Raw genomic sequence first — 18,739 nt, forward strand, 5'->3', positions numbered from 1 at the left:
CCCGCCCCGGGCGCCTCAGCCGACCTGGACCGTGACCGTGCGGCCCGGGGCCACGACCGGGGTCACGTAGGTGTAGGTCACCCCGTCGATCATCTTGGTGCGGGCGGGCCGGGCCACCCCGTCGACCGTGACCGTGGCGAACGTGCCGGTGAAGCGGGCCTCCCAGGTGTACGAGGAGCTGCCCGAACTGTGCGTGAGCGACGACTTCGTCGCCCCGTCGTGGCGGAGGGAGAAGGCCGAGCCCCCCACCCGGAGGTCGTCGATCCGCAGCCAGTCCATGCCCGACGGCAGCCTGGACTGGGTGCTCAGGGTGCGTGCGGGCGCGTTGGGGGTGACACCCATCAGGCCCTCGACGGTCTGGCCGAGCAGGGTGAAGGAGACCTCGGGGTAGTCCCCGTTGGTGCCCTGCTTGGTGTTCACGTGCTGGATGTCCTTGCGGTCGTAGACGTCCTTCATCCACTTCCAGGCGGTGTCGTTGCGGTTGTTCCGGAAGAAGGTGTCCGGGAGGTAGGTGAGGGCTTCGACGTTGGAGGGCCGGCCCGCGCCCGAGGCCTGCTGGTCGATGTAGTCCAGGTAGGCCTCCCGGCGGGCGCCGGGTTCGACGATCTGCTTCATCGGCATGAACCAGCTGTTCTCCTTGCCCCACCCGGTCAGGGCGCGGCCGTCCGTGGTGTAGCCGCGCACCATGTCCGCGCCCGAACCGGTCCCGCTCCAGGTCGAGTTGAAGTACGCCTTCAGGTCCCGGGCCTTGGACTCGTACCGGTCCGCGAGCGTGCAGTCCCCCTTGGCCCGGGCGAACGAGGCCATCGCCAGGTACGCCTGGTACTGGGAGCCGATCGCGTCGCCGGCCTCGGCGAGCGGCTCGCCGCTCTGCTCGTTGTAGCTCGCCGTGCCCTGGAAGATGCCCTTGCCGGTGCCCTCCGCCACCTTGACGGCGCCGTTGTCCTTGAGCCCGTCGTGCAGCGTGACGAACTCGTCGGTGGCGTGCCGGTAGAAGTCCCACAGGGCCGGGTCCTCGACGTACGAGCGGTCCCCGCTCCAGCGGTACGCCTCCTCGGACTTCTGCACCAGCTCGAAGGTGGCGGGCACCTCGCGGACGAAGTTCGTGGGGCTCTTGTAGTCGATCGAGAGGTAGGTCTTCGCGTCGAAGTTGAGCGCCCACGCCGGGTAGTACTTGTGCGCGGGAGTGGCGGACGCGGCGAAGGAGCGGAGCATCGTCTTGTTCTCCGCGTGCAGGCCGAGGACCCCGGCGCCGGCCAGCTGGTGGGCCATGTCGCGCGAGTAGTAGCCGCTGCGGTTCGCGTACCCGGCCCAGTACGAGGCGGCGTAGGTGCCGGTGCCGCTGCCGCCGGTGTTGTTCTCGTCGACGTTGAGCGGGCCCTGGGTGCCGGGCAGGTGGACCCAGCTGTTGGCCTTCCGCTTGGACCAGTCGAACATCTCGACGATCTTCGGGTCGGAGGAGCTGATCCGGGGGTCCGCCGGGGAGGCGGGGGAGAGCATCACGTCGTCGGCGTTGACCCAGGCGTCCCCCGACTCGAAGGCGATCTCCAGCCTGTCGCCGCGGGTGAGGGAGATCCGGCTGAGCGTGTAGCGGCGGTAGTTGGAGGCGCTGGGCAGCGTCTGCGCGGCGGCGACCACGCCGTTGACGCGGGCGACGTACCGGCCGTTCGGCCCGCCCGTCGCGATCCAGGCGGATATGTCGTACACGCCCTGGCCCGTGGCCGTCACGGTCTGGGACACCTTCATTCCGGGCCCGGCGTCGAGGTAGGCGAGCCGCGCCCCGCCGTGCGGGTAGTTCGTGGCGACTCCGGTGCCGGAGGTGAACTGCCATCCCGTACCGCCCTGTTCGAAGCCGGGGTTGGCGACGGTGAGCGGGGCGGGCGCCGGCGCCGCCGTGGCGGGGCTGCCGAGGACGAGCGGGGTGAGCGGGGCGAGCAGGGCGAGTGCGGACAGCAGCGACACACGGGAACGCGTCATCGGGTTCTCCCGGGTTGAGGTGGGGCGACCGGTCTGCGGTGAGCTGGGCGCGCGGCACGCTAGCAACCACTCTTGAAGGTTTGCAATGGATCTCACCAGAATTGCTTGCTGGATCAAACTGAAAGTTTTCATCTTTCTATTGCAAGTCGAGAGTTGACGTTGTTACAGTCCCGGCCAGTCGGGCTTCCGCAACGGTGCGAGCAGGGGTGGTCAGCAATGGAACTGGAACGTCGAAGAGTGCTGCGGATCGGCGGCGCGATCGCCGCGGGAGCCGGGCTCACCGGCCTGACCGCCTGCTCCGGCACCGGCGACACGGGCCAAGGCGGAACCACCGGCGAGAAGCACAAGGGCAGGATCTCGGTCTGGTCCTGGCAAGGGCCGGCCGCCGAGATGAAGGCCCTCGTCCCGGAGTTCAACAAGAAGTACCCGGAGATCGAGGTGACGATCGAGGACATCGGCAACCCGGCGATCTGGGACAAGATCACCACTGGTCTGGCAGCCGGAGGCCAGGGCCTCGCCGACGTCCTGCACATCGGCGTCGACTACCTGCCGGGCTACGTGGAGAAGTTCCCCGGCGGCCTCGCCGACCTCGGCCCGCTGGGTGCGAACGCCTACCGGGACGCCTTCGCCCAGGGCCTGTGGCAGACCGTGTCCCCCGACGGCAAGCGCGTCAACGCCCTTCCCTGGGAGGCGAACTCGGCGGGCTTCTACTACCGCGCCGACCTCTTCGAGAAGGCCGGGGTCGACGCCGGCGCCCTCCAGACCTGGGAGGAAACCATCGAGGCCGGCAAGGAGATCAAGCAGAAGACCGGCGCCCACCTGCTGGGCATAGACAAGCCCGCCTCGCAGGCCGACGCCGCCAACTTCTTCCAGATGCTCCTGCAGTTGCAGGGCACCTTCTACTTCAACCTCGCCGGGGACATCACCCTCGACTCTCCGGAGGCCGTGAAGGCCATGACGCTCATCAAGACGATGAACGACGCCGGCCTGGTCAGTGACCTCTCCGGGGGCTGGAACACCCTGATGACCTCCCTGAAACAAGGGACCGCGGCCGTCCTCCCCATGCCCACCTGGTTCGGCGGCGTCGTCGAGGAGCAGGTGCCCGAGGAAGCGGGGAAGTGGAAGGTCCGGCTTCCCCCGGCCGTACGCCGGGGCGGCTCCACCGCAGCCATGGTCAACTCCACCCACCTCGCCGTCGCGGGCAGCAGCAAGCACCAGGCGGCCGCCTGGTCCTTCGTCGAGTTCGTCCTCACCCGCCCGTCCTCCCAGGTGCAGATCTACAAGGGCAAGGGCATCGCCCCCGCCCTGATGCAGGCGTACGACGACGCGGTCTTCCACGAGCCCTCGCCGTTCTTCAGCGGCCAGAAGAAGGGCGAGGTCTTCCTGGACGCCCTCAAGGCACCCTCGTCCGCCTTCAACTACACCGCCGACTACGCCCGCGCCCTCAAGCTGGTCACCGACGCCCAGTCCAAGGTGCTCCTGGGGGGCGCGGACCCGGCGAAGGTGCTGGGGGAGGCCGCCGACCAGCTCGCCCGGCAGACCGGACGCAAGGTCTCCCGATGACCGCGACGCTCACCGGCCGCACGGCCCCGGCCGCCCCCTCCCGGGGGGCGGCCCCGAGGTCCCGGCCGCGTCGCCGCGTCGCCCCGTACCTCTTCGTACTGCCCGCGCTGCTGCTCTTCGCCGCCTTCAAGATCTACCCCATCGGCCGGTCCTTCGTGATCAGCCTCCACAAGACCGTCGGCGGGACCGAGCGGTTCGTCGGCGTCGACAACTACACCCGGCTGCTGGGCGATCCGCTGTTCTGGACCGCCCTGAAGAACACCTCGGTGATCCTCGCCGTCCAGGTACCGCTGATGCTGGCCCTCGCCACCGGGCTCGCCGTCGCCCTGAACTCCACCCTGCTGCGCGGCCGCGCGGTCTTCCGGCTCGGCTTCTTCCTGCCGATGGTCACCGGCCTGGTCGCCTACGGCATCTTGTTCTCCGTGCTGCTGAGCAAGGACTACGGGCTGCTCAACTGGCTGCTGGACCTCTTCGGCGCGGACCCCGTGCCGTGGCTGACCGACCCCCTGTGGGCGAAGGCCTCCCTCGGTCTCGCCCTGACCTGGCACTACACCGGATACAACGCGGTGATCCTGCTCGCCCGCCTGCAGGCCGTTCCCGCCGAGCTGTACGACGCGGCGGCCGTGGACGGGGCCGGCGCCTGGACGTCCTTCCGTCATGTCACCCTGCCGGGTCTGCGCCCCGCGCTCCTGCTCACCACGGTGCTCTCCACCATCGGCACCCTGCAGGTCTTCGACGAGCCGTACGTGCTGACCGGCGGCGGCCCGGACAACGCCACCCTGACCATCGGCGTGTACCTGTACCAGAACGCCTTCAAATACTTCGACTTCGGGTACGCGTCCGCGATCGCCTACGCCCTGGCCGTCCTCATCGGCATCCTCGGCGTGATCCAGTTCCGCCTCCTGGGGGAGAAGCCATGACCGCCGCCCGCCACCGGGGCAGGAGCATCCTGCTGACCTCCGGACTCGCCATAGCGCTCGCCGCCTTCGCGCTCCCCTTCTACTGGCTCGTGGTCGCCGCCACCCACAGCTCCTCGGAGATCTTCGACAGCCCGCCGCCGCTGCTGCCCGGCGGACACCTCGCCGCCAACCTCCGAACGCTCCAGGACACCGCCCAGTTCGGCCGGGTGGTCCTCAACTCCCTTCTCATCGCGGTCATCTACACGCTGTGCGCGGGAGCCGTCTGCGCCCTGGCCGGATACGGCTTCGCCAAGTACCGCTTCCGGGGCCGCGAGGCACTGTTCGGGCTGCTCATGCTCGGGCTCGTCATCCCCGCCCAGGTCACCCTCGTACCGCTCTTCCAGATGATGGCCGAACTGCGCTGGCTGAACACCTACCAGGCCGTGATCATGCCCAACCTGGCCCTGCCCTTCGGCATCTTCCTGATGCGCCAGTCGATGGCCGCGCTCCCCGACGAACTCCTCGACTCGGGCCGCATCGACGGCTGCGGTGAACTGCGACTGTTCTGGAAGGTCGTGCTCCCACCGATGAAGCCCGCGCTGGCCGCCCTGGCGATCTTCCTCTTCCTCTACCAGTGGAACGACTTCGTCTGGCCGCTGATCGTCCTGCGCGACAGCGCCTCGTACACCATCCCGGTGGCCCTGGCCTCCCTCCAGGGCCTCGACGACACCGACTACGGCGCGATCCTCGCGGGAACAGCGGCCGCCGCGATCCCGATGGCCCTCGTATTCCTGGCGCTCCAGCGCCAGTTCGTGTCCGGCCTGCTCGCCGGCGCCGTGAAGGAGTGACCGTGCAGACCACCACCGCCCCGGCGGACGGCACCGAGGCCGTGACCACCGCGGGGCTCGCGCCCGCCCGCCACGAGCCGCTGCTCGACGGGGTGTCGGTCGCCGTCCTCTCCCACACCCCCGGCGTCCGCCCCGCCTGGTCCCTCGGCGAACTCACGGCAGGACTGCACGTGCTGGAGGTGCGGGCCGACGGCGCCCCCGTCGAGATCCGCTTCTCCGTGCCCCTGGGCGACGCCGCCGGATACTGGCATCCCCAGGGCGGCTGGCGGCGCACCCTCCTCGCGGACTGGGAAGGCCGCTCCCGGGTCTCCCTGGTCGACGGACACGCCGCGGGATGCCTGTACGACCACACCGGCGCCACCCTCCTGACCTTCGCCGCCGCCGACCCGGTCCCCGAGGCGGCCCTGCGCTTCGGCGTGTCCGAGGAGAACGACACCCACGTCGTCCACCTCCGCCTGCCCGCCTCACGGCAGCCCCACCGGCTCCTGCTCGTTCCCCGCTCACCGTCCGTGGCCGCGGCCGCGCGGGTACTGCGCGCCTGGTTCGCCGCCGCGCTCACCCCCATGCCGGTGCCCGACGCGGCCCGCACCCCCGTCTACTCCACCTGGTACGCCTTCAACCAGGACGTCAGTGCGGACGCCGTCGAGACCCAGGCCGAACTGGCCGCGGGCCTCGGCTGCGGTGCGCTGATCCTGGACGACGGCTGGCAGGAACTGGGCCACGGGCGCGGATACGCGGGCTGCGGGGACTGGCGTCCCGACCGGGCCAAGTTCCCGGACTTCGCCGGGCACGTGGCCCGGGTCCGGGCCCACGGACTGCGCTACCTGGCCTGGGTGGCGCCCCTGCTGCTCGGCTCCGACGCCGCCTGCCACGACCGGTGGGCGCCCTGCGCGCCCGCCGCCGCCACCGTGCCCGGCGCGCACGTGCTCGACCCGCGCCGCCCCGAGGTACGCGCCCACGTCGTCGGGCACTGCGTCCGGCTGGTCCGGGCGTACGGGCTCGACGGACTGAAGCTCGACTTCCTCGACCAGGCCATGGTGTACGCGCAGGACGGCGCGGGCGATGTCGGACAGGCCATGGTGATCCTGCTGACGGAGCTGCGCGCGGCCCTGGAAGCCGTACGTCCGGGCCTGCTGCTGGAACTGCGGCAGCCCTACACGGGACCCGGCATGGCTCCCTTCGGCAACATGCTGCGCTCTTTCGACTGCCCGGCGGACGCGACCGCGAACCGGGTCCGCACGCTCGACACCGCACTGCTCGCCGTCGGCGGCGCCGTCCACTCCGACATGCTCCTGTGGTCGCCGGACGCGCCCGTGACCGCGGTGGCCCGGCAGCTGATCGGGGCCCTGCACGCGGTGCCGCAGATCTCCGTACGGCTGGACCGCGTACCGGCGGCGCACCGGGAGACGGTCGGCTTCTGGCTGCGGCAGTGGCGGCTGCGCCGCGAGCTGCTGCTGGACGGGGAGGTCGAGCCCGGCCGGCCCGACGAGCTCTACCCGCTGGTGCGGGCCAGCGCCGGGGACCACTGCCTGCTGAGCGTGCACGGCGACCGGGTCGTCCCGCTGGACTTCTCCGCACACCGGCACTTCCACCTGGTCAACGGCTCGGACCGGGACCGGGTGATGGTCGAGGTGCAGGGCGGCGGGGCCCGGATCCAGGGCACGGTCCACGGGCCCGACGGCCGTATCATGGACGGTCCGCCGGCGTATCTGCCTGCGGGAGCACGCTCGCTGGCCGTGCCGCGCGGCGGCCTGGCATCGCTCACGATCACGGAAGGACCGCGATGAAGGTCGGGATCACCGAGGTCGCAGCTCGCGCCCAGGTCAGCGAGGCGACCGTCAGCCGGGTGATCAACCGACGCCAGGGCGTGTCGAAGAAGACCCGGGACGCGGTCGAACAGGCCATGGCGGAGCTCGGCTACGAACGGCAGACGCAGGGCCAACTGGTGGCGGTGATCACCGAGTTCGTCTCCAATCCGTTCTTCGCCGATGTGGCCGAGCGCATCGAGTCGGCACTCGCCCCGCACGGACTGAAGACGGTCCTGTGCCCCGCCTTCCCGGGCGGTGTGCAGGAGCGGGACTTCATCTCCGCGCTCGTCGACAAGGGTGTCGCGGCCGTCGTCTTCCTGTCCGCCTCCAACACCGTCGAGGGCGCCGACACCGAGACGTACGAACTGCTGCGCCAGCGCCGGGTCCCTTATGTCGGGATCAACGGCGAGTTCGCGGACGGAGTGCCCACCCCGGTCTTCTCCACGGACGACGCGCTCGCCGCCGAACTGGCCGTCGACCACCTCCACCGGCTGGGTCACCGGAGCATCGGGATGGCCTCGGGGCCGGCGGGCAACCAGCCCGCCGACCGCCGGGTTCGGGGATTCCTGGAAGCCATGGCCAAGCGGGGCATCGAGGACCCGGAGCGCTGGGTGGTACGGCAGTCCTACACGGTGGAGGGCGGCCAGGCGGCCGTCGGCCCGCTGCTCGCACTGGGCGCGACCGCGATCGTGGCGGCCAGCGACTACATGGCTCTCGGAGCGATCCGGGGCGTCCGGCGCCAGGGGCGCTCCGTGCCCGGCGACGTGTCGGTGGTGGGCTACGACGGTTCGGCCATCACCGAGTTCACGGACCCGCCCCTGACCACGGTCCGGCAGCCGGCCGACAGGCTGGCACTGGAGGTGGGCCGCAGCGTGCTGGCACTGGTCAGCAACCGGGACGTACCGGTCGGGGAACTGCTGTTCGATCCCGAGCTGGTCATCCGGGCCACCACCGGACCGGCTCCGGGGGAACCGGGTCCCGGAGCCTGATCCGGGCGGCGGCCACGGCGCCGTCCGGCAGGCGCTTCACCCCTCGGGCGCGGCCGTGTTCCGCAGATACGGCAGCCGGGCCAAGGGCGCGTCGATCCATACCGTGGCCGGGCCCACGTACGACCGGCCGTCGTCGGCCAGCCACGTGCCCGGCGGGATGAGTACCTCACGTCCGACCGAGCCCTTGGTCACCACCGGAGCCACCATCAGGGTGTCGCCCAGCATGAACTGGTCGGTGACCGCCGCGTAGCCCTGGTGGGGGAAGGCCCATTCGAGGGGGCGCTGGATCGGTTCGCCCGTGGCCGCGGCGTGCGCGGCGAGAGCGAGGATCTCCGGGCCCAGCTCGGTGTGCAGGCGGGCGGCCGCGCGGACGACGGCGAGGCCGTCGGCGGAGAGCACGCGCCACGGCGCTGCCGAGAACTGCATCATGGGGAACAGTGCGGCGATCTGGGAGTAGCGGACGAAGAGCTCCTCGTCGAAACCTTCGCCGTCCTCGCCCGGGACGAAGCGGAACTCGCCGCCGCCGATCATGTCGGGACAGGTGAACGCGTGGCCGGTCACTGCCTGGGCCAGGGCGTTCGGGATCAGGCTGTCCAGCCCGAAGCGTCCCTCCCACAGGTGGTACTTGTCCTGCTGGCGCTGTGCGAGCGGCAGGCCGGCGGCGCGCCACGCGTCACGGAACTCGTTGAGCGGCCAGTCGGCACCGAAGCGGTTCCACGCGTGGGTGTACGCCTCCGGGTCCGCGCACCCGAGCGAGCGCCACCAGGGCGCGTCGCCGCCGTCGAACTTGAACCCGTCGATGCCGATGTCGTCACGCAGGGCTTCCAGACGGCCGGTGAGCCACGCCCGTGCCCGCGGATCGAGCAGATCGAGTCCGGCGCTCCAGCCGTTCCACCACCAAGCGACCTTGGCCCGCCCGTCCGCGCCGCTGCCGGTGTCGCGGATCAGCAGGCCCTGGTCGCCCAGCTGTCGCGCGGTGGGGGAGTCCGGGGTCACGTACGGCACGAGCCACAGCATCACCTTGAAGCCGAGCTGGTGGAGCCGGGAGACCATGCCCGCCGGATCGGGGAAGCGGCCGGGATGGAAGGTCCAGTCCCCGTAGTCGTTGCTCCACCGGTCGTCGATCATGAGCACGCCGGGCGGGAAGCCTTCCGCGAGCAGGCGCTCCGCGTACGCCAGCACCTTCGCCTGGGTCGGTTCGAACACCGTCTCGATCCACAGGTTGTACTGCGGCGCGGCGAAGAGCAGGGGGTCCGGCATCGTGCCGGACGGAGGGTAGCGGTGGGTGATCGCGTGGCGGTACGCCTCGCGCAGACCGCCGTGCCCCTCGCCGTGCTCGATGACCGCGTCCGGTTCGTGTGTGTGCACGGTCAGCCGGCCGTCGGAGATCGTGAAGGTGAAGGTGCGTTCGCTGTGCACCCAGCGGCCGCGGTCGGAGAGCAGGAGCGGCATGCCCTGGTTGGCCAGCACGTCACGCAGGTCGAAGGTGTAGCCGTCGGGGTACGGCATGTGCCGCCCTTCGGCGACAGCTCCGCCCCACCAGTGTTCCCCGTCGAGGAGGGGGAGTTCGAATGTCGTCATACCTGGGGGGTCTCTCCCGGTCTGGTGGACGAGCGGGCCGGACGGTCTCGGGTCCCGGCGGCCCGCCGCTGAGCGAAAGGGGCAGCCTTGGACTACTTCATGGTGAAACCTTGTTCCTTGCCGTACGCCTTCAGTCGTTCCTGCCAGGTGGCCAGCGCGCCGGGCAGGTTTCCGCCGGGCTGCAGGGCCTGGCCGACCGAGTCCTTGAAGACGCTGTTCGCGTAGACCTGGAACGGCAGGTACTGCCAGCCCGGCCGCACGGCCTTCGACATGTCGGCGAAGGTCTCGTTCGGCTTGCTGCCGGGGAAGAAGGGAACTTCGGCGCTGCGGAAGCCGGGGTTGTCGAGCAGCAGCTTGGTCGCGGGGAACAGGCCGACTTCGGAGTTGAGCGACCTGACCGCCTCCGGGTCGGAGTTCAGCCACTGGGCGAAGGCGACCGAGGCCTCCTTGTTCTTCGCCTGCGTGGTGACCGCGACCGACGAGCCGCCGTTCTCCGCGCTGACACCGCCCGGCATGGGCGCGACCGACCACTGGCCCCTGCTCTGCGGGATGTTCTGCTCCAGAACCGCCGGTGCCCACGCGCCGGCCAGCCAGGTCGCGTACTTACCGGAGGCCATCGACTTCCACCACTCCTCGTTCCAGCTCGCGGTGGAGTCGACCAGCTTGTTCTCGATCAGCGGGCCCCAGGTGTCGGCGTAGGCTTTGGCGCCGGTGTCGTCCTTGAGGTCGATGGCGACGTCCGTGGCGGCGCCCACGGTGTACGGCTTGCCGCCGAAGTCCCAGATCAGGCTGTTGGACGTACCCGCGTCCCCGGGGTCCACGTACGTGATGCGGACGCTCGGATCGGCGTCGCGGATCTTCTGGGCCAGTGCGCTGTACTCCTCCCACGTGCTCGGCGGCGCGGCACCGAACCTGTCGAGGATGTCCTTGCGGTAGAACATCGCCATCGGCCCGGAGTCCTGGGGTATGCCGTAGATCCCGTTCGCGACGCTGACCTGGGACCAAGCCGAGTCGGCGAACTTCTCCTTCAGGCCGGCCGCACCGTAGTCGGCGAGGTTGACCAGCGATTTGCTCATCGCGAACTGGGGGAGTGCGAAGTATTCGATCTGCGCGACGTCGGGGGCGCCGTTGCCCGCCTTGAGCACGGTGGTCAGCTTGGTGTACTCGTCCTTGGACCGGCCGGCGTTGACGAGGTGGACCTTGACCTTCGGGTACTTCTTCTCGAACAGTGCGACCGTCTTGTCGATGTTCGGGACCCAGGTCCAGAAGGTGATCTCGGCGGGCTTGTCCAGCGCGGCCTGCACGGCCGCAGGGTCGCCCTTCTTGCCGCTGTCGGGCGTGCCGGAGCCGCCGCATGCGGCGAGGGAGAGGGTCGCGACGGTGGCCGCGGTGAGTGTGCGGGTGAGAGCCGACAGCCGTCGGAATCTGCTCATTTCGAATCCTTTTCATCCGGGCGAGGCGAGGCGAGGAGAGGGGTGGGCGTGGGCTACTGCTTGACGCCGCCGGCGGCCAGACCTGACTGCCAGAACCGCTGGAGGAAGAGGAACGCGACGATCAGCGGGACGATCGCCAGAAGACTGCCGGTGATCACCAGAGGGAGGATGGGTGTGGCGCCGGCGCCGGCGCCGCCCTGCGCGAGGGAGTCCCACTGGCGCAGCCCCACCGTGAGGGGGAACAGCTCCGGGTCGTTGAGCACGATGAGCGGCAGGAAGTAGTTGTTCCAGGTGGCGACGAGGGTGAACAGCAGCACGGTGACGAAACCGGGTGCCAGCAGGCGCAGCGAGATGGTGAGGAAGATGCGCAGTTCTCCGGCGCCGTCGATGCGTGCGGCCTCCAGCATCGCGTCGGGAACGGCTTCGGTCGCGTACACACGCATCAGGTAGAGCCCGAAAGGACTCGCGAGGGAAGGCAGCAGGACCGCCCACGGTGTGTTGACGATGCCCATGTCGCTGAACAGCAGGTACGTGGGGACCGCGAGGGCGGACGCCGGGATCGAGATCGCACCGATGACGACGGCCGACAGCACCCGACGTCCCACGAATTCGTACGTGGCCAGGGCGTAACCGCCCATCGTCGCGATGATGGAGGCTCCGCCAGCCCCGACCACCGAATAGAGCAGGGTGTTGCCGAACCAGCGCAGGTAGATCCCGTGGTCGTAGGTGAAGACGTCCTGGATGTTCTCGAACAGGTGGAAGCCGTCCCCGAACCACAGGCCCGGCGAGTCGAAAAGGGTCTGGTTGGACTTCGTCGCGCTGATGGCGAGCCAGAGCAGGGGGATCAGCGTGTACGCGAGCATCAGGCCCATCGCCACGGTCAAGGAGGTGGACCTGCCCGGACGGCGCCGGGCGGGCCGGCCCCGGGAGCCCCGGCGCCGGGAGGGGGTACGGCGCGGTGCCCCTTCGGTGAAGGCCTCGGCGGACCTGCTGACGGTCCCGGGCGCGGCAGTGGTCACAGCATGCGCTCCCTTCGGGCGGTCGTACGCTGCACTGCGTACGCGACGATCACGGTCACCAGGCCGAGCAGCACCGCGACGGCGGCCGAGTAGTTGAACTGGCGCCCGTCGAAGGCGAGGCTGTAGGCGTACATGTTGGGCGTGTAGTTCGTGGAGACGGCGGCGGGCGCCAGGGACTGGAGCACGCTCGGCTCGTTGAAGAGCTGGAAGCTGCCGATCACCGAGAACGTCGTGGCCATCAGCAGGGCAGGGCGCAGGGCCGGCAGTTTGATGCTGAACGCCTTGCGGAGGGCGCCGGCGCCGTCGACCTCGGCCGCCTCGTACAGCTCCTCGGGCACCGATCGCAGTGCCGCGTAGAAGATCAGCATGTTGTAGCCGACGTACGACCACGTGACGATGTTGCCGATCGAAGCGAGCATCCAGCTCTCGGAGAGCAGGTCGGGCACCTCGGTGTGCAAGAGGTCGCCGATCTCGCCGGCCAGGCCGAAGCGGTCCCCGTACAGGTAGCCCCACATCAGTGCCGCGACCACACCGGGAACGGCGTAGGGGACGAAGATGCCGATCCGGAAGAGCCCCGGCGCGCGCAGCCGGCCACTGTCGATCGCGAGGGCGGCCAACAGTGCGAGGCCGAGCATGAGCGGTACCTGGATCGCGAAGAAGAGTGCGACGCGGCCGAGGCCGGCGTGGAACAGGTTGTCCTTGAACGCCTTGGTGTAGTTGTCCAGCCCCGTGAAGACCATCCCGCCGATCATGCGCTCCTGATAGAGGCTCAGGTTGACCGAGTACATCAGTGGGGCGAGGACTCCGACGACGAAGACGCAGAGGAACGGCAGGAGAAACGCATGCGCGGTGAGGTTGCGCCGAACAGCGCGCCGTTTCACCGCGGTCCCCGGTGGCGGCGGCCGGCGATGTCCCCATCGCGGACCGGGGCTTGGACGACTCTCACGGATATGACCTCCGATGCATGTTAGCGCCAACATGGTGGCGCGGTTCGGAAGTGTGTCGATCGCTCTCGGAGAGTGTCAAGGGTTTTGACAGACTCATCTGTCGCTCCGTCAGTTGTCATGTTTTTCAGGGGGTTTCGAGCTTCGGAAAGGCCTCGGCGGTCAGCCGGTCACCCGGAGCCGCGCAGCAACCTGTTGACCAACGCGGCATGTTTGCGCAAACATGATGACGGTCAGGAGACGCCCGGGCGTCACAGTTGCGAGAGGAACTGCACCATGGCGAAGGATGGGCAGCGGCCACGCAAGCCCCGTTCCCCGGCTGCGGACCGCCCCAGGCCCCCGTCGATGGCCGATGTCGCGGCCATGGCCGGAGTCTCGGCACAGACCGTCTCCCGCGTGGTCAACGCGACTGCCCGCGTCGACGACGCGACCCGGGACCGGGTCGTCCGAGCCGTACGCATGCTCGGGTACCGCCCCAACACCGCTGCCCGGGCGCTGGCCACCGGCAAGTTCCGGACGATCGGTGTCATCAGCTTCGATCTCACGGCGCACGGAAACGCGCGCACACTGGAGTCGATCGTCTCCGCCGTGCAGTCCACCGAGTACTCGGTCAACGTCGTCGTCCCGCAGGCACAGACCCAGGAGGCGGTGCTGGATGCCTTCCGGAGGCTGAGTGGGCATGCGGTCGACGGGGTCATCGTGAACGAGGCGCAGATCCTGACCGGTTCGCTGGTGCTCCCCTCGGGGCTGCCGGTCGTGGTCGTCGACGGTGGCGACGACCACCGCTACCCCGGCGTCCACACCGACCACGCGGCCGGTGCGGAGATCGCCGTGACCCACCTGCTGGGACTCGGCCACACCACGGTGTGGCACCTGGCCGGCCCGCAGGACTCCCACCCCGCGCGCCGCCGCGCCGAGGCATGGCAGCGTGCCCTCCGGGCGGCGGGCGCCCCGATCCCGCCGGCCGTCCACGGAGACTGGAGCGCCGAGAGCGGCTATCGGGCAGGCCGGGAACTCGCCGGCCTCCCGGAGGTCACCGCGGTGTTCGCCGCCAACGATCAGATGGCGCTCGGGATGGTCCGTGCGCTCCGCGACGTCGGACGCTCGGTTCCGCAGGACGTGAGCGTGGTCGGTTTCGACAACATCGCCGAATCCGCCTACTTCCTCCCGCCCCTGACCACCGTGGACCAGGACCTCTCCCAGGTCGGCGCGGCCTGCGTGGACCGGCTCCTGAGCCAGATCGAGGGCGCCGCGTCGACGGACTCGTCCCTCGTGTCGGTCATGCCGACCCTGGTGGAGCGGGACAGCGCGGCGCCGCCACGGGTCTGAGGGGTCAGGCGAACGCGGCCTCCCGCTACACCCACATGAGACGTAACGCCCTGCTGAAGTACCTGAAGGGGTAAGGAAGATGAACTCTCCGGCACACGACCGCGCCCGAGCCCTCGGCACGCGACTGGGCGGCCTCGGTTTCGGCGGCGACTACAACCCCGAGCAGTGGGACGCGGCCACCCGCGCCGAGGACCTGCGCCTGATGAACGAGGCAGGCGTCAACCTCGTCAACCTCGCCATCTTCGCCTGGGGCCGCGTCGAGCCCGCCCGCGACGCCTACGACTTCGGCTTCTTCGACACCGTCATGGACGACCTGGCCGCGCACGGCATCACCGCCGACCTGGCCACCATGACCGCGTCGCCACCCCCGTGGCTCGCCGTCGAGCATCCCGAGATCCTGCCGGTCACCGCCTCCGGGACCGTCCTGTCCCCAGGGGGCCGCCAGCACTTCTGCCCCTCCAGCCCGGTCTTCCGCGACCGGGCCGTCCGCCTGATCGAAGCCGTCGCCACCCACTACCGCGGCCATCCGGCGCTCGGCCTGTGGCACGTCGGCAACGAGTACGGGATCCATGTCGCCGAATGCTTCTGCGACACCTCCGCCGCGGACTTCCGGCGCTGGCTCGCGGCCCGGTACGGCGAGGTCGGCGCGCTCAACGAAGCGTGGTCCACGGACTTCTGGTCGCAGCGCTACACCTCCTTCGACCAGATCCTGCCGCCGCGCACCGCACCGACGTACCCCAACCCCTCCCAGCAGCTCGACTTCAAGCGGTTCAGCAGCGACGCCCTGCGCACCTGCTTCACCCTCGAACGCGACGTGCTGCGCCGCATCACCCCCGGCACACCGGTGACCACGAACTTCCTCGCCGGACACAAGTCGGTCGACGTCCACGCCTGGGCACCCGAGATGGACGTCCTCGCCCTCGACAGCTACCCGGACCCGCACGGGGAGGCGGCCCACATCGGCGCGGCGCTGTCGTACGACCTCCTGCGCGGTGCGGCCGGCGGGAAGCCGTGGCTGCTCACCGAACAAGCCCCGTCCGCCGTCAACTGGCGGGGCCGCAACGGTGCCAAGAGCCCCGGCCGGATGCGCTTGTGGAGCTGGCAGGCCGTCGCGCAGGGCGCGGACGCCGTCATGTACTTCCAATGGAGGCAGTCCCGCGGCGGCGCGGAGAAGTTCCACTCAGGCATGGTCCCCCACGCGGGGGCCGGGACCCGGGTGCACACCGAGGTGCGCGAGCTGGGCCGCGAACTGGCCCGGGTGCCCGAGCTGGCCGGCACGCGCATCCGCAACGAGGTCGCGATCATGTTCGACTGGGACAACTGGTGGGCCCTCGAACTCGACTCACATCCTTCGGACGGCGTGCGCTGCCTCGACCGCGTCCTCGACCACTACGCACCCCTGTTCGAAGCGGGCGTCGGCATCGACGTCGTCCATCCCTCCGCGGACCTCGGCCCGTACAAGTTGCTCGTGCTGCCCAGCCACTACCTGCTGTCGGCCGAGACCGCCGTGCGGATCCGCACCTTCGTGGCGGACGGGGGATCCCTGCTCGCCTCGTTCTTCACCGGGATCGTCGACGAGCACGACCGCGTGCACACGGGCGGCTATCCGGCTCCGCTGGGTGACGTACTGGGTGTACGGGTCGAGGAGTTCTGGCCGGCCGCAGCAGGCGAGGCCGTCCCGCTCCGCGCCCCGGAAGCGGACGCCGCGGCGCCCGCGCCGGCGTCGCTGTGGCGCGAGGACGTGAAGCTCACCGGCGCCCGCCCCGAACTCTTCTTCGCCGGACCCGACTGGGACGAGAACCGCGCGGCGGCCACGGTGCACACCCACGGCACCGGGACTGCCCGCTACGTCGCGACCCGGCCCGATCCCGTCACGATGCGGGCCATCGTCGACCGCTCACTCGCCGACGCGGGGGTCAACCCCGTTGTGCCCGGACTGCACACGGGCATCCAGGCGACGATCCGGCACGGCGCGGATCACGACGTCCTCATCCTGCTCAACCACACCGAGGACAAACACGAGGTGACGCTGCCGGCCGACCGCCGGGACCTCCTCGACGATCGCAGGCCTCTCGTCCGCCACGTGACCCTCGAACCACGAGGCGTCGCGGTCCTCGGCAGCGGCGGCAGCTGAGCGAGCCCCCGATCCGTCGCCCGAAACCGCTCCACCACGCACGTCCACCCCCCATGCCCTATCGGAGGACACTGTGAGAAGACCCCTGCAACCGGCGGTACTCGCCGCCGCACTACTCTTCGGAGCGCTCGGCGCCTCCCCGGCCGTCGCGGCCGGGACCGCGTCCACGGCCGAGTCCGCGACTGCCGCAACCGCCGCGACTCCTGTGACGGCCGGCACCCCGGCCGTCCTGTCCGACTCCTGGCGCCCGCCCCTCAGTACCCGGGGCCGCTACATCGTCGATGCCGAGGGCAACCGCTTCAAGCTCAAGTCCGCGAACTGGCACGGGGCCCAGGGATCCTGGAGCGGCTCCGCCGACATCAACGACCCGGCCAGCCACCACGACGGTGAGAAGGCCGACCAGATGCCGCTGGGCCTGGACCGCGCGCCGATCCCGCAGATCCTCGCCGGATTCCACGAACTCGGCATCAACAGCATCCGGCTGCCGTTCTCGAACGAGATGCTGCACGATCAGCGCCCGGTCTCCGACGCCTCGGTCGCCGCCAACCCCCAACTGCGCGGCAAGACCCCGCTCCAGGTCTTCGACGCGGTCATCGCCGCCACCACGGCCGAAGGCTTCGCGGTGGTCCTCAACAACCACACCAACACCTCACGCTTCTGCTGCGGCCTGGACGGCAACGAACGCTGGAACACCAGCCAGTCCACCGCGCAGTGGGAGAACGACTGGATCAGCCTCGCCCGCCGCTACAAGGACAACAAGCGCGTCGTCGGCGCCGACCTCTACAACGAGGTCCGCCGCACCATCACCGACGACGCCAACTGGAACTGGGGCAACGACCACGACTGGTGGGCCGCCTCCCAGCGCCTCGGCGACCGGCTCCTCACCGAGGCCAACCCCGACCTGCTGGTGATCGTCGAAGGCATCAACTGGCAAGGCATCCCGGCCGACGGGCTGCCCCACTGGCGCCCCACACTCGAACCGGTACGTACCCTCTCGCACACCCTCGTCGCCTCGAACAAGCTGGTGCACGCGGCGCACTTCTACGGCTACACCGGGCCGAACCACACCGGCGCGACCGGCATGGGTGAGACCCACGACCCGCGCTACCAGGAACTCTCCCGCGAAGACCTGTTCGCGACCCTGCAGCGCCAGGCGTTCTACGTCACCGCCGAATCCGGCCGCCACTTCACAGCACCCCTGTGGATCAGCGAGTTCGGCATCGGCAGCGACGAGACCAACCCGCAGGCGCGCGCCTGGTTCGGCAATTTCGTGGACTATCTGATCGCCAACGACGCTGATTTCGCCTACTGGCCCCTGGTCGGATGGGCCGGACACGGCACCTGGTCGATCCTCAACTTCGACTCGGCGGGCCACCGTTCCGGCATCCTGGACAACGGCGACTGGCGCGCCGCCAACTGGAACCGGCTCGTCTCCTCGCCCCAGAAGACCGGCCAGGTCGCCGTCTCCGACACGTGGGACATGCTCAACCTCGACCACGCCGATGCGGTCCAGTCGGCACACATGCGTACGCTCGCGGACTGGGACTCGGGCGCCCGCAAGGGGACGTGCCCCGACGGACAGCGGCTCGTCGGCCTGGCGCACCGTGACGGGCGCGGGCTGTGCACCGATGCCGGGTCCTCCGGTCTGCCGGCCACCAGCTTGGTGCCGACCGTCGTGAGCGACGAGCGGTACGTACAGCAGGGAGACTGGGCGGGCGGCTACACCAAGTACCAGTGCGGGCCCAACCAGTTCATGATCGGCTACAGCGTGCGCGGTCAGGCGGTCTCCGCGGTCCTCTGCGCCCAGGCGGGCAGGAACCTGGGGGCGAACGGCCGTACCGTCTGGTTCGACCGGGGCGACAACCGGCCGGCCGCAGGCCCCGGGGGAGAGTTCGCGTCCGGCAACTACAAGGGGCAGTGCGGCACGGATGAGTACGCCGCGGGCATCGCCTTCACCGGGGCATGGGCCAAGGGCAAGACGCCGGACGCCCTGTTGTGCCGCAAGCTGTAACGGCCGCGGCCCGGCGCGGTGGGTTCGGCAACGGTAGCGGCTCGTCCTGCGGCTCGCCCTGTGGTGGCGGCGGAGGCGACTGACACCACGGGCCGCACCACTGTCGTCGCCCGAGGCTGCCCTGGCCGACGTCCCGCTGTACAGCGGGAAGACAACCCAGCAGGGTGTCAGTCAGTGGCAGAGCCACGACCACCAGAACCCGCT

Annotated in this window: 13 protein-coding genes; 8 read left to right on the forward strand and 5 right to left on the reverse strand. The window is 70.0% G+C overall.

The window, feature by feature from the left end; translation table 11 throughout:
* Positions 1-15 precede the first annotated feature (15 nt).
* Positions 16-1,977, reverse strand: a complete 1,962-nt coding sequence (locus tag OG737_RS31750; protein ID WP_405676753.1) for a hypothetical protein — start codon at positions 1,975-1,977, stop codon at positions 16-18.
* A 216-nt stretch (positions 1,978-2,193) separates the two neighbouring features.
* Between OG737_RS31750 and OG737_RS31755 the strand changes: the two genes are divergently transcribed.
* Genes OG737_RS31755 through OG737_RS31775 form a run of 5 tightly spaced genes read left to right on the forward strand, consistent with a single transcriptional unit; the run spans position 2,194 to position 8,084 of the window.
* Positions 2,194-3,540, forward strand: coding sequence for an ABC transporter substrate-binding protein (locus tag OG737_RS31755; RefSeq protein WP_405676751.1), 1,347 nt, complete (start codon positions 2,194-2,196; stop codon positions 3,538-3,540).
* A complete protein-coding gene (locus OG737_RS31760) occupies positions 3,537-4,460 on the forward strand; it encodes a carbohydrate ABC transporter permease (protein ID WP_405676749.1) in 924 nt (307 codons plus the stop codon). The genes OG737_RS31755 and OG737_RS31760 overlap by 4 nt, the downstream gene beginning before the upstream one ends.
* Positions 4,457-5,287, forward strand: a complete 831-nt coding sequence (locus OG737_RS31765) for a carbohydrate ABC transporter permease (protein WP_328929648.1) — start codon at positions 4,457-4,459, stop codon at positions 5,285-5,287. The genes OG737_RS31760 and OG737_RS31765 overlap by 4 nt, the downstream gene beginning before the upstream one ends.
* Positions 5,288-5,289: 2 nt before the next feature.
* Entirely contained in the window at positions 5,290-7,074 is a 1,785-nt protein-coding gene (locus OG737_RS31770) for a glycoside hydrolase family 36 protein (protein ID WP_405676746.1), read from the forward strand.
* Complete coding sequence (locus OG737_RS31775; RefSeq protein WP_328929650.1) at positions 7,071-8,084, forward strand: LacI family DNA-binding transcriptional regulator; 1,014 nt, start codon at positions 7,071-7,073, stop codon at positions 8,082-8,084. Before OG737_RS31770 ends, OG737_RS31775 begins: the two co-directional genes overlap by 4 nt.
* 36 nt (positions 8,085-8,120) lie before the next feature.
* Here the strand turns inward: OG737_RS31775 and OG737_RS31780 are convergent, their stop codons facing one another.
* The 4 genes from OG737_RS31780 to OG737_RS31795 all read right to left on the reverse strand — a co-directional run bounded on the left by OG737_RS31780 (position 8,121) and on the right by OG737_RS31795 (position 12,998).
* Positions 8,121-9,665, reverse strand: a complete 1,545-nt coding sequence (locus OG737_RS31780; protein ID WP_405676744.1) for a glycoside hydrolase family 31 protein — start codon at positions 9,663-9,665, stop codon at positions 8,121-8,123.
* A gap of 92 nt (positions 9,666-9,757) precedes the next feature.
* A complete protein-coding gene (locus OG737_RS31785; protein WP_328929652.1) occupies positions 9,758-11,098 on the reverse strand; it encodes an extracellular solute-binding protein in 1,341 nt (446 codons plus the stop codon).
* A gap of 53 nt (positions 11,099-11,151) precedes the next feature.
* Positions 11,152-12,117 carry a carbohydrate ABC transporter permease gene (locus tag OG737_RS31790; RefSeq protein ID WP_328929653.1) on the reverse strand — a complete coding sequence of 322 codons (966 nt, stop codon included), beginning with the start codon at positions 12,115-12,117 and terminating at the stop codon, positions 11,152-11,154.
* Positions 12,114-12,998 carry a sugar ABC transporter permease gene (locus OG737_RS31795; protein WP_328929654.1) on the reverse strand — a complete coding sequence of 295 codons (885 nt, stop codon included), beginning with the start codon at positions 12,996-12,998 and terminating at the stop codon, positions 12,114-12,116. Before OG737_RS31795 ends, OG737_RS31790 begins: the two co-directional genes overlap by 4 nt.
* 339 nt (positions 12,999-13,337) lie before the next feature.
* On the opposite strand from OG737_RS31795, the gene OG737_RS31800 reads away from it, so the two are divergent.
* From OG737_RS31800 to OG737_RS31810, 3 genes are all read left to right on the forward strand, one after another.
* Positions 13,338-14,390, forward strand: coding sequence for a LacI family DNA-binding transcriptional regulator (locus OG737_RS31800; RefSeq protein ID WP_328929655.1), 1,053 nt, complete (start codon positions 13,338-13,340; stop codon positions 14,388-14,390).
* 79 nt (positions 14,391-14,469) lie between these two features.
* On the forward strand, positions 14,470-16,524 hold the full coding sequence (locus tag OG737_RS31805; RefSeq protein WP_405922284.1) for a beta-galactosidase: 2,055 nt from the start codon (positions 14,470-14,472) through the stop codon (positions 16,522-16,524).
* A 73-nt stretch (positions 16,525-16,597) separates the two neighbouring features.
* The gene (locus tag OG737_RS31810) at positions 16,598-18,535 is read left to right on the forward strand and encodes a glycoside hydrolase family 5 protein (protein WP_405922285.1); all 1,938 of its coding nucleotides are present in this window, start codon (positions 16,598-16,600) and stop codon (positions 18,533-18,535) included.
* The last annotated feature ends 204 nt before the right edge of the window (positions 18,536-18,739 follow it).

Origin of the sequence: Streptomyces sp. NBC_00122, assembly GCF_045160845.1 — a bacterium.
GTDB lineage: Bacteria > Actinomycetota > Actinomycetes > Streptomycetales > Streptomycetaceae > Streptomyces.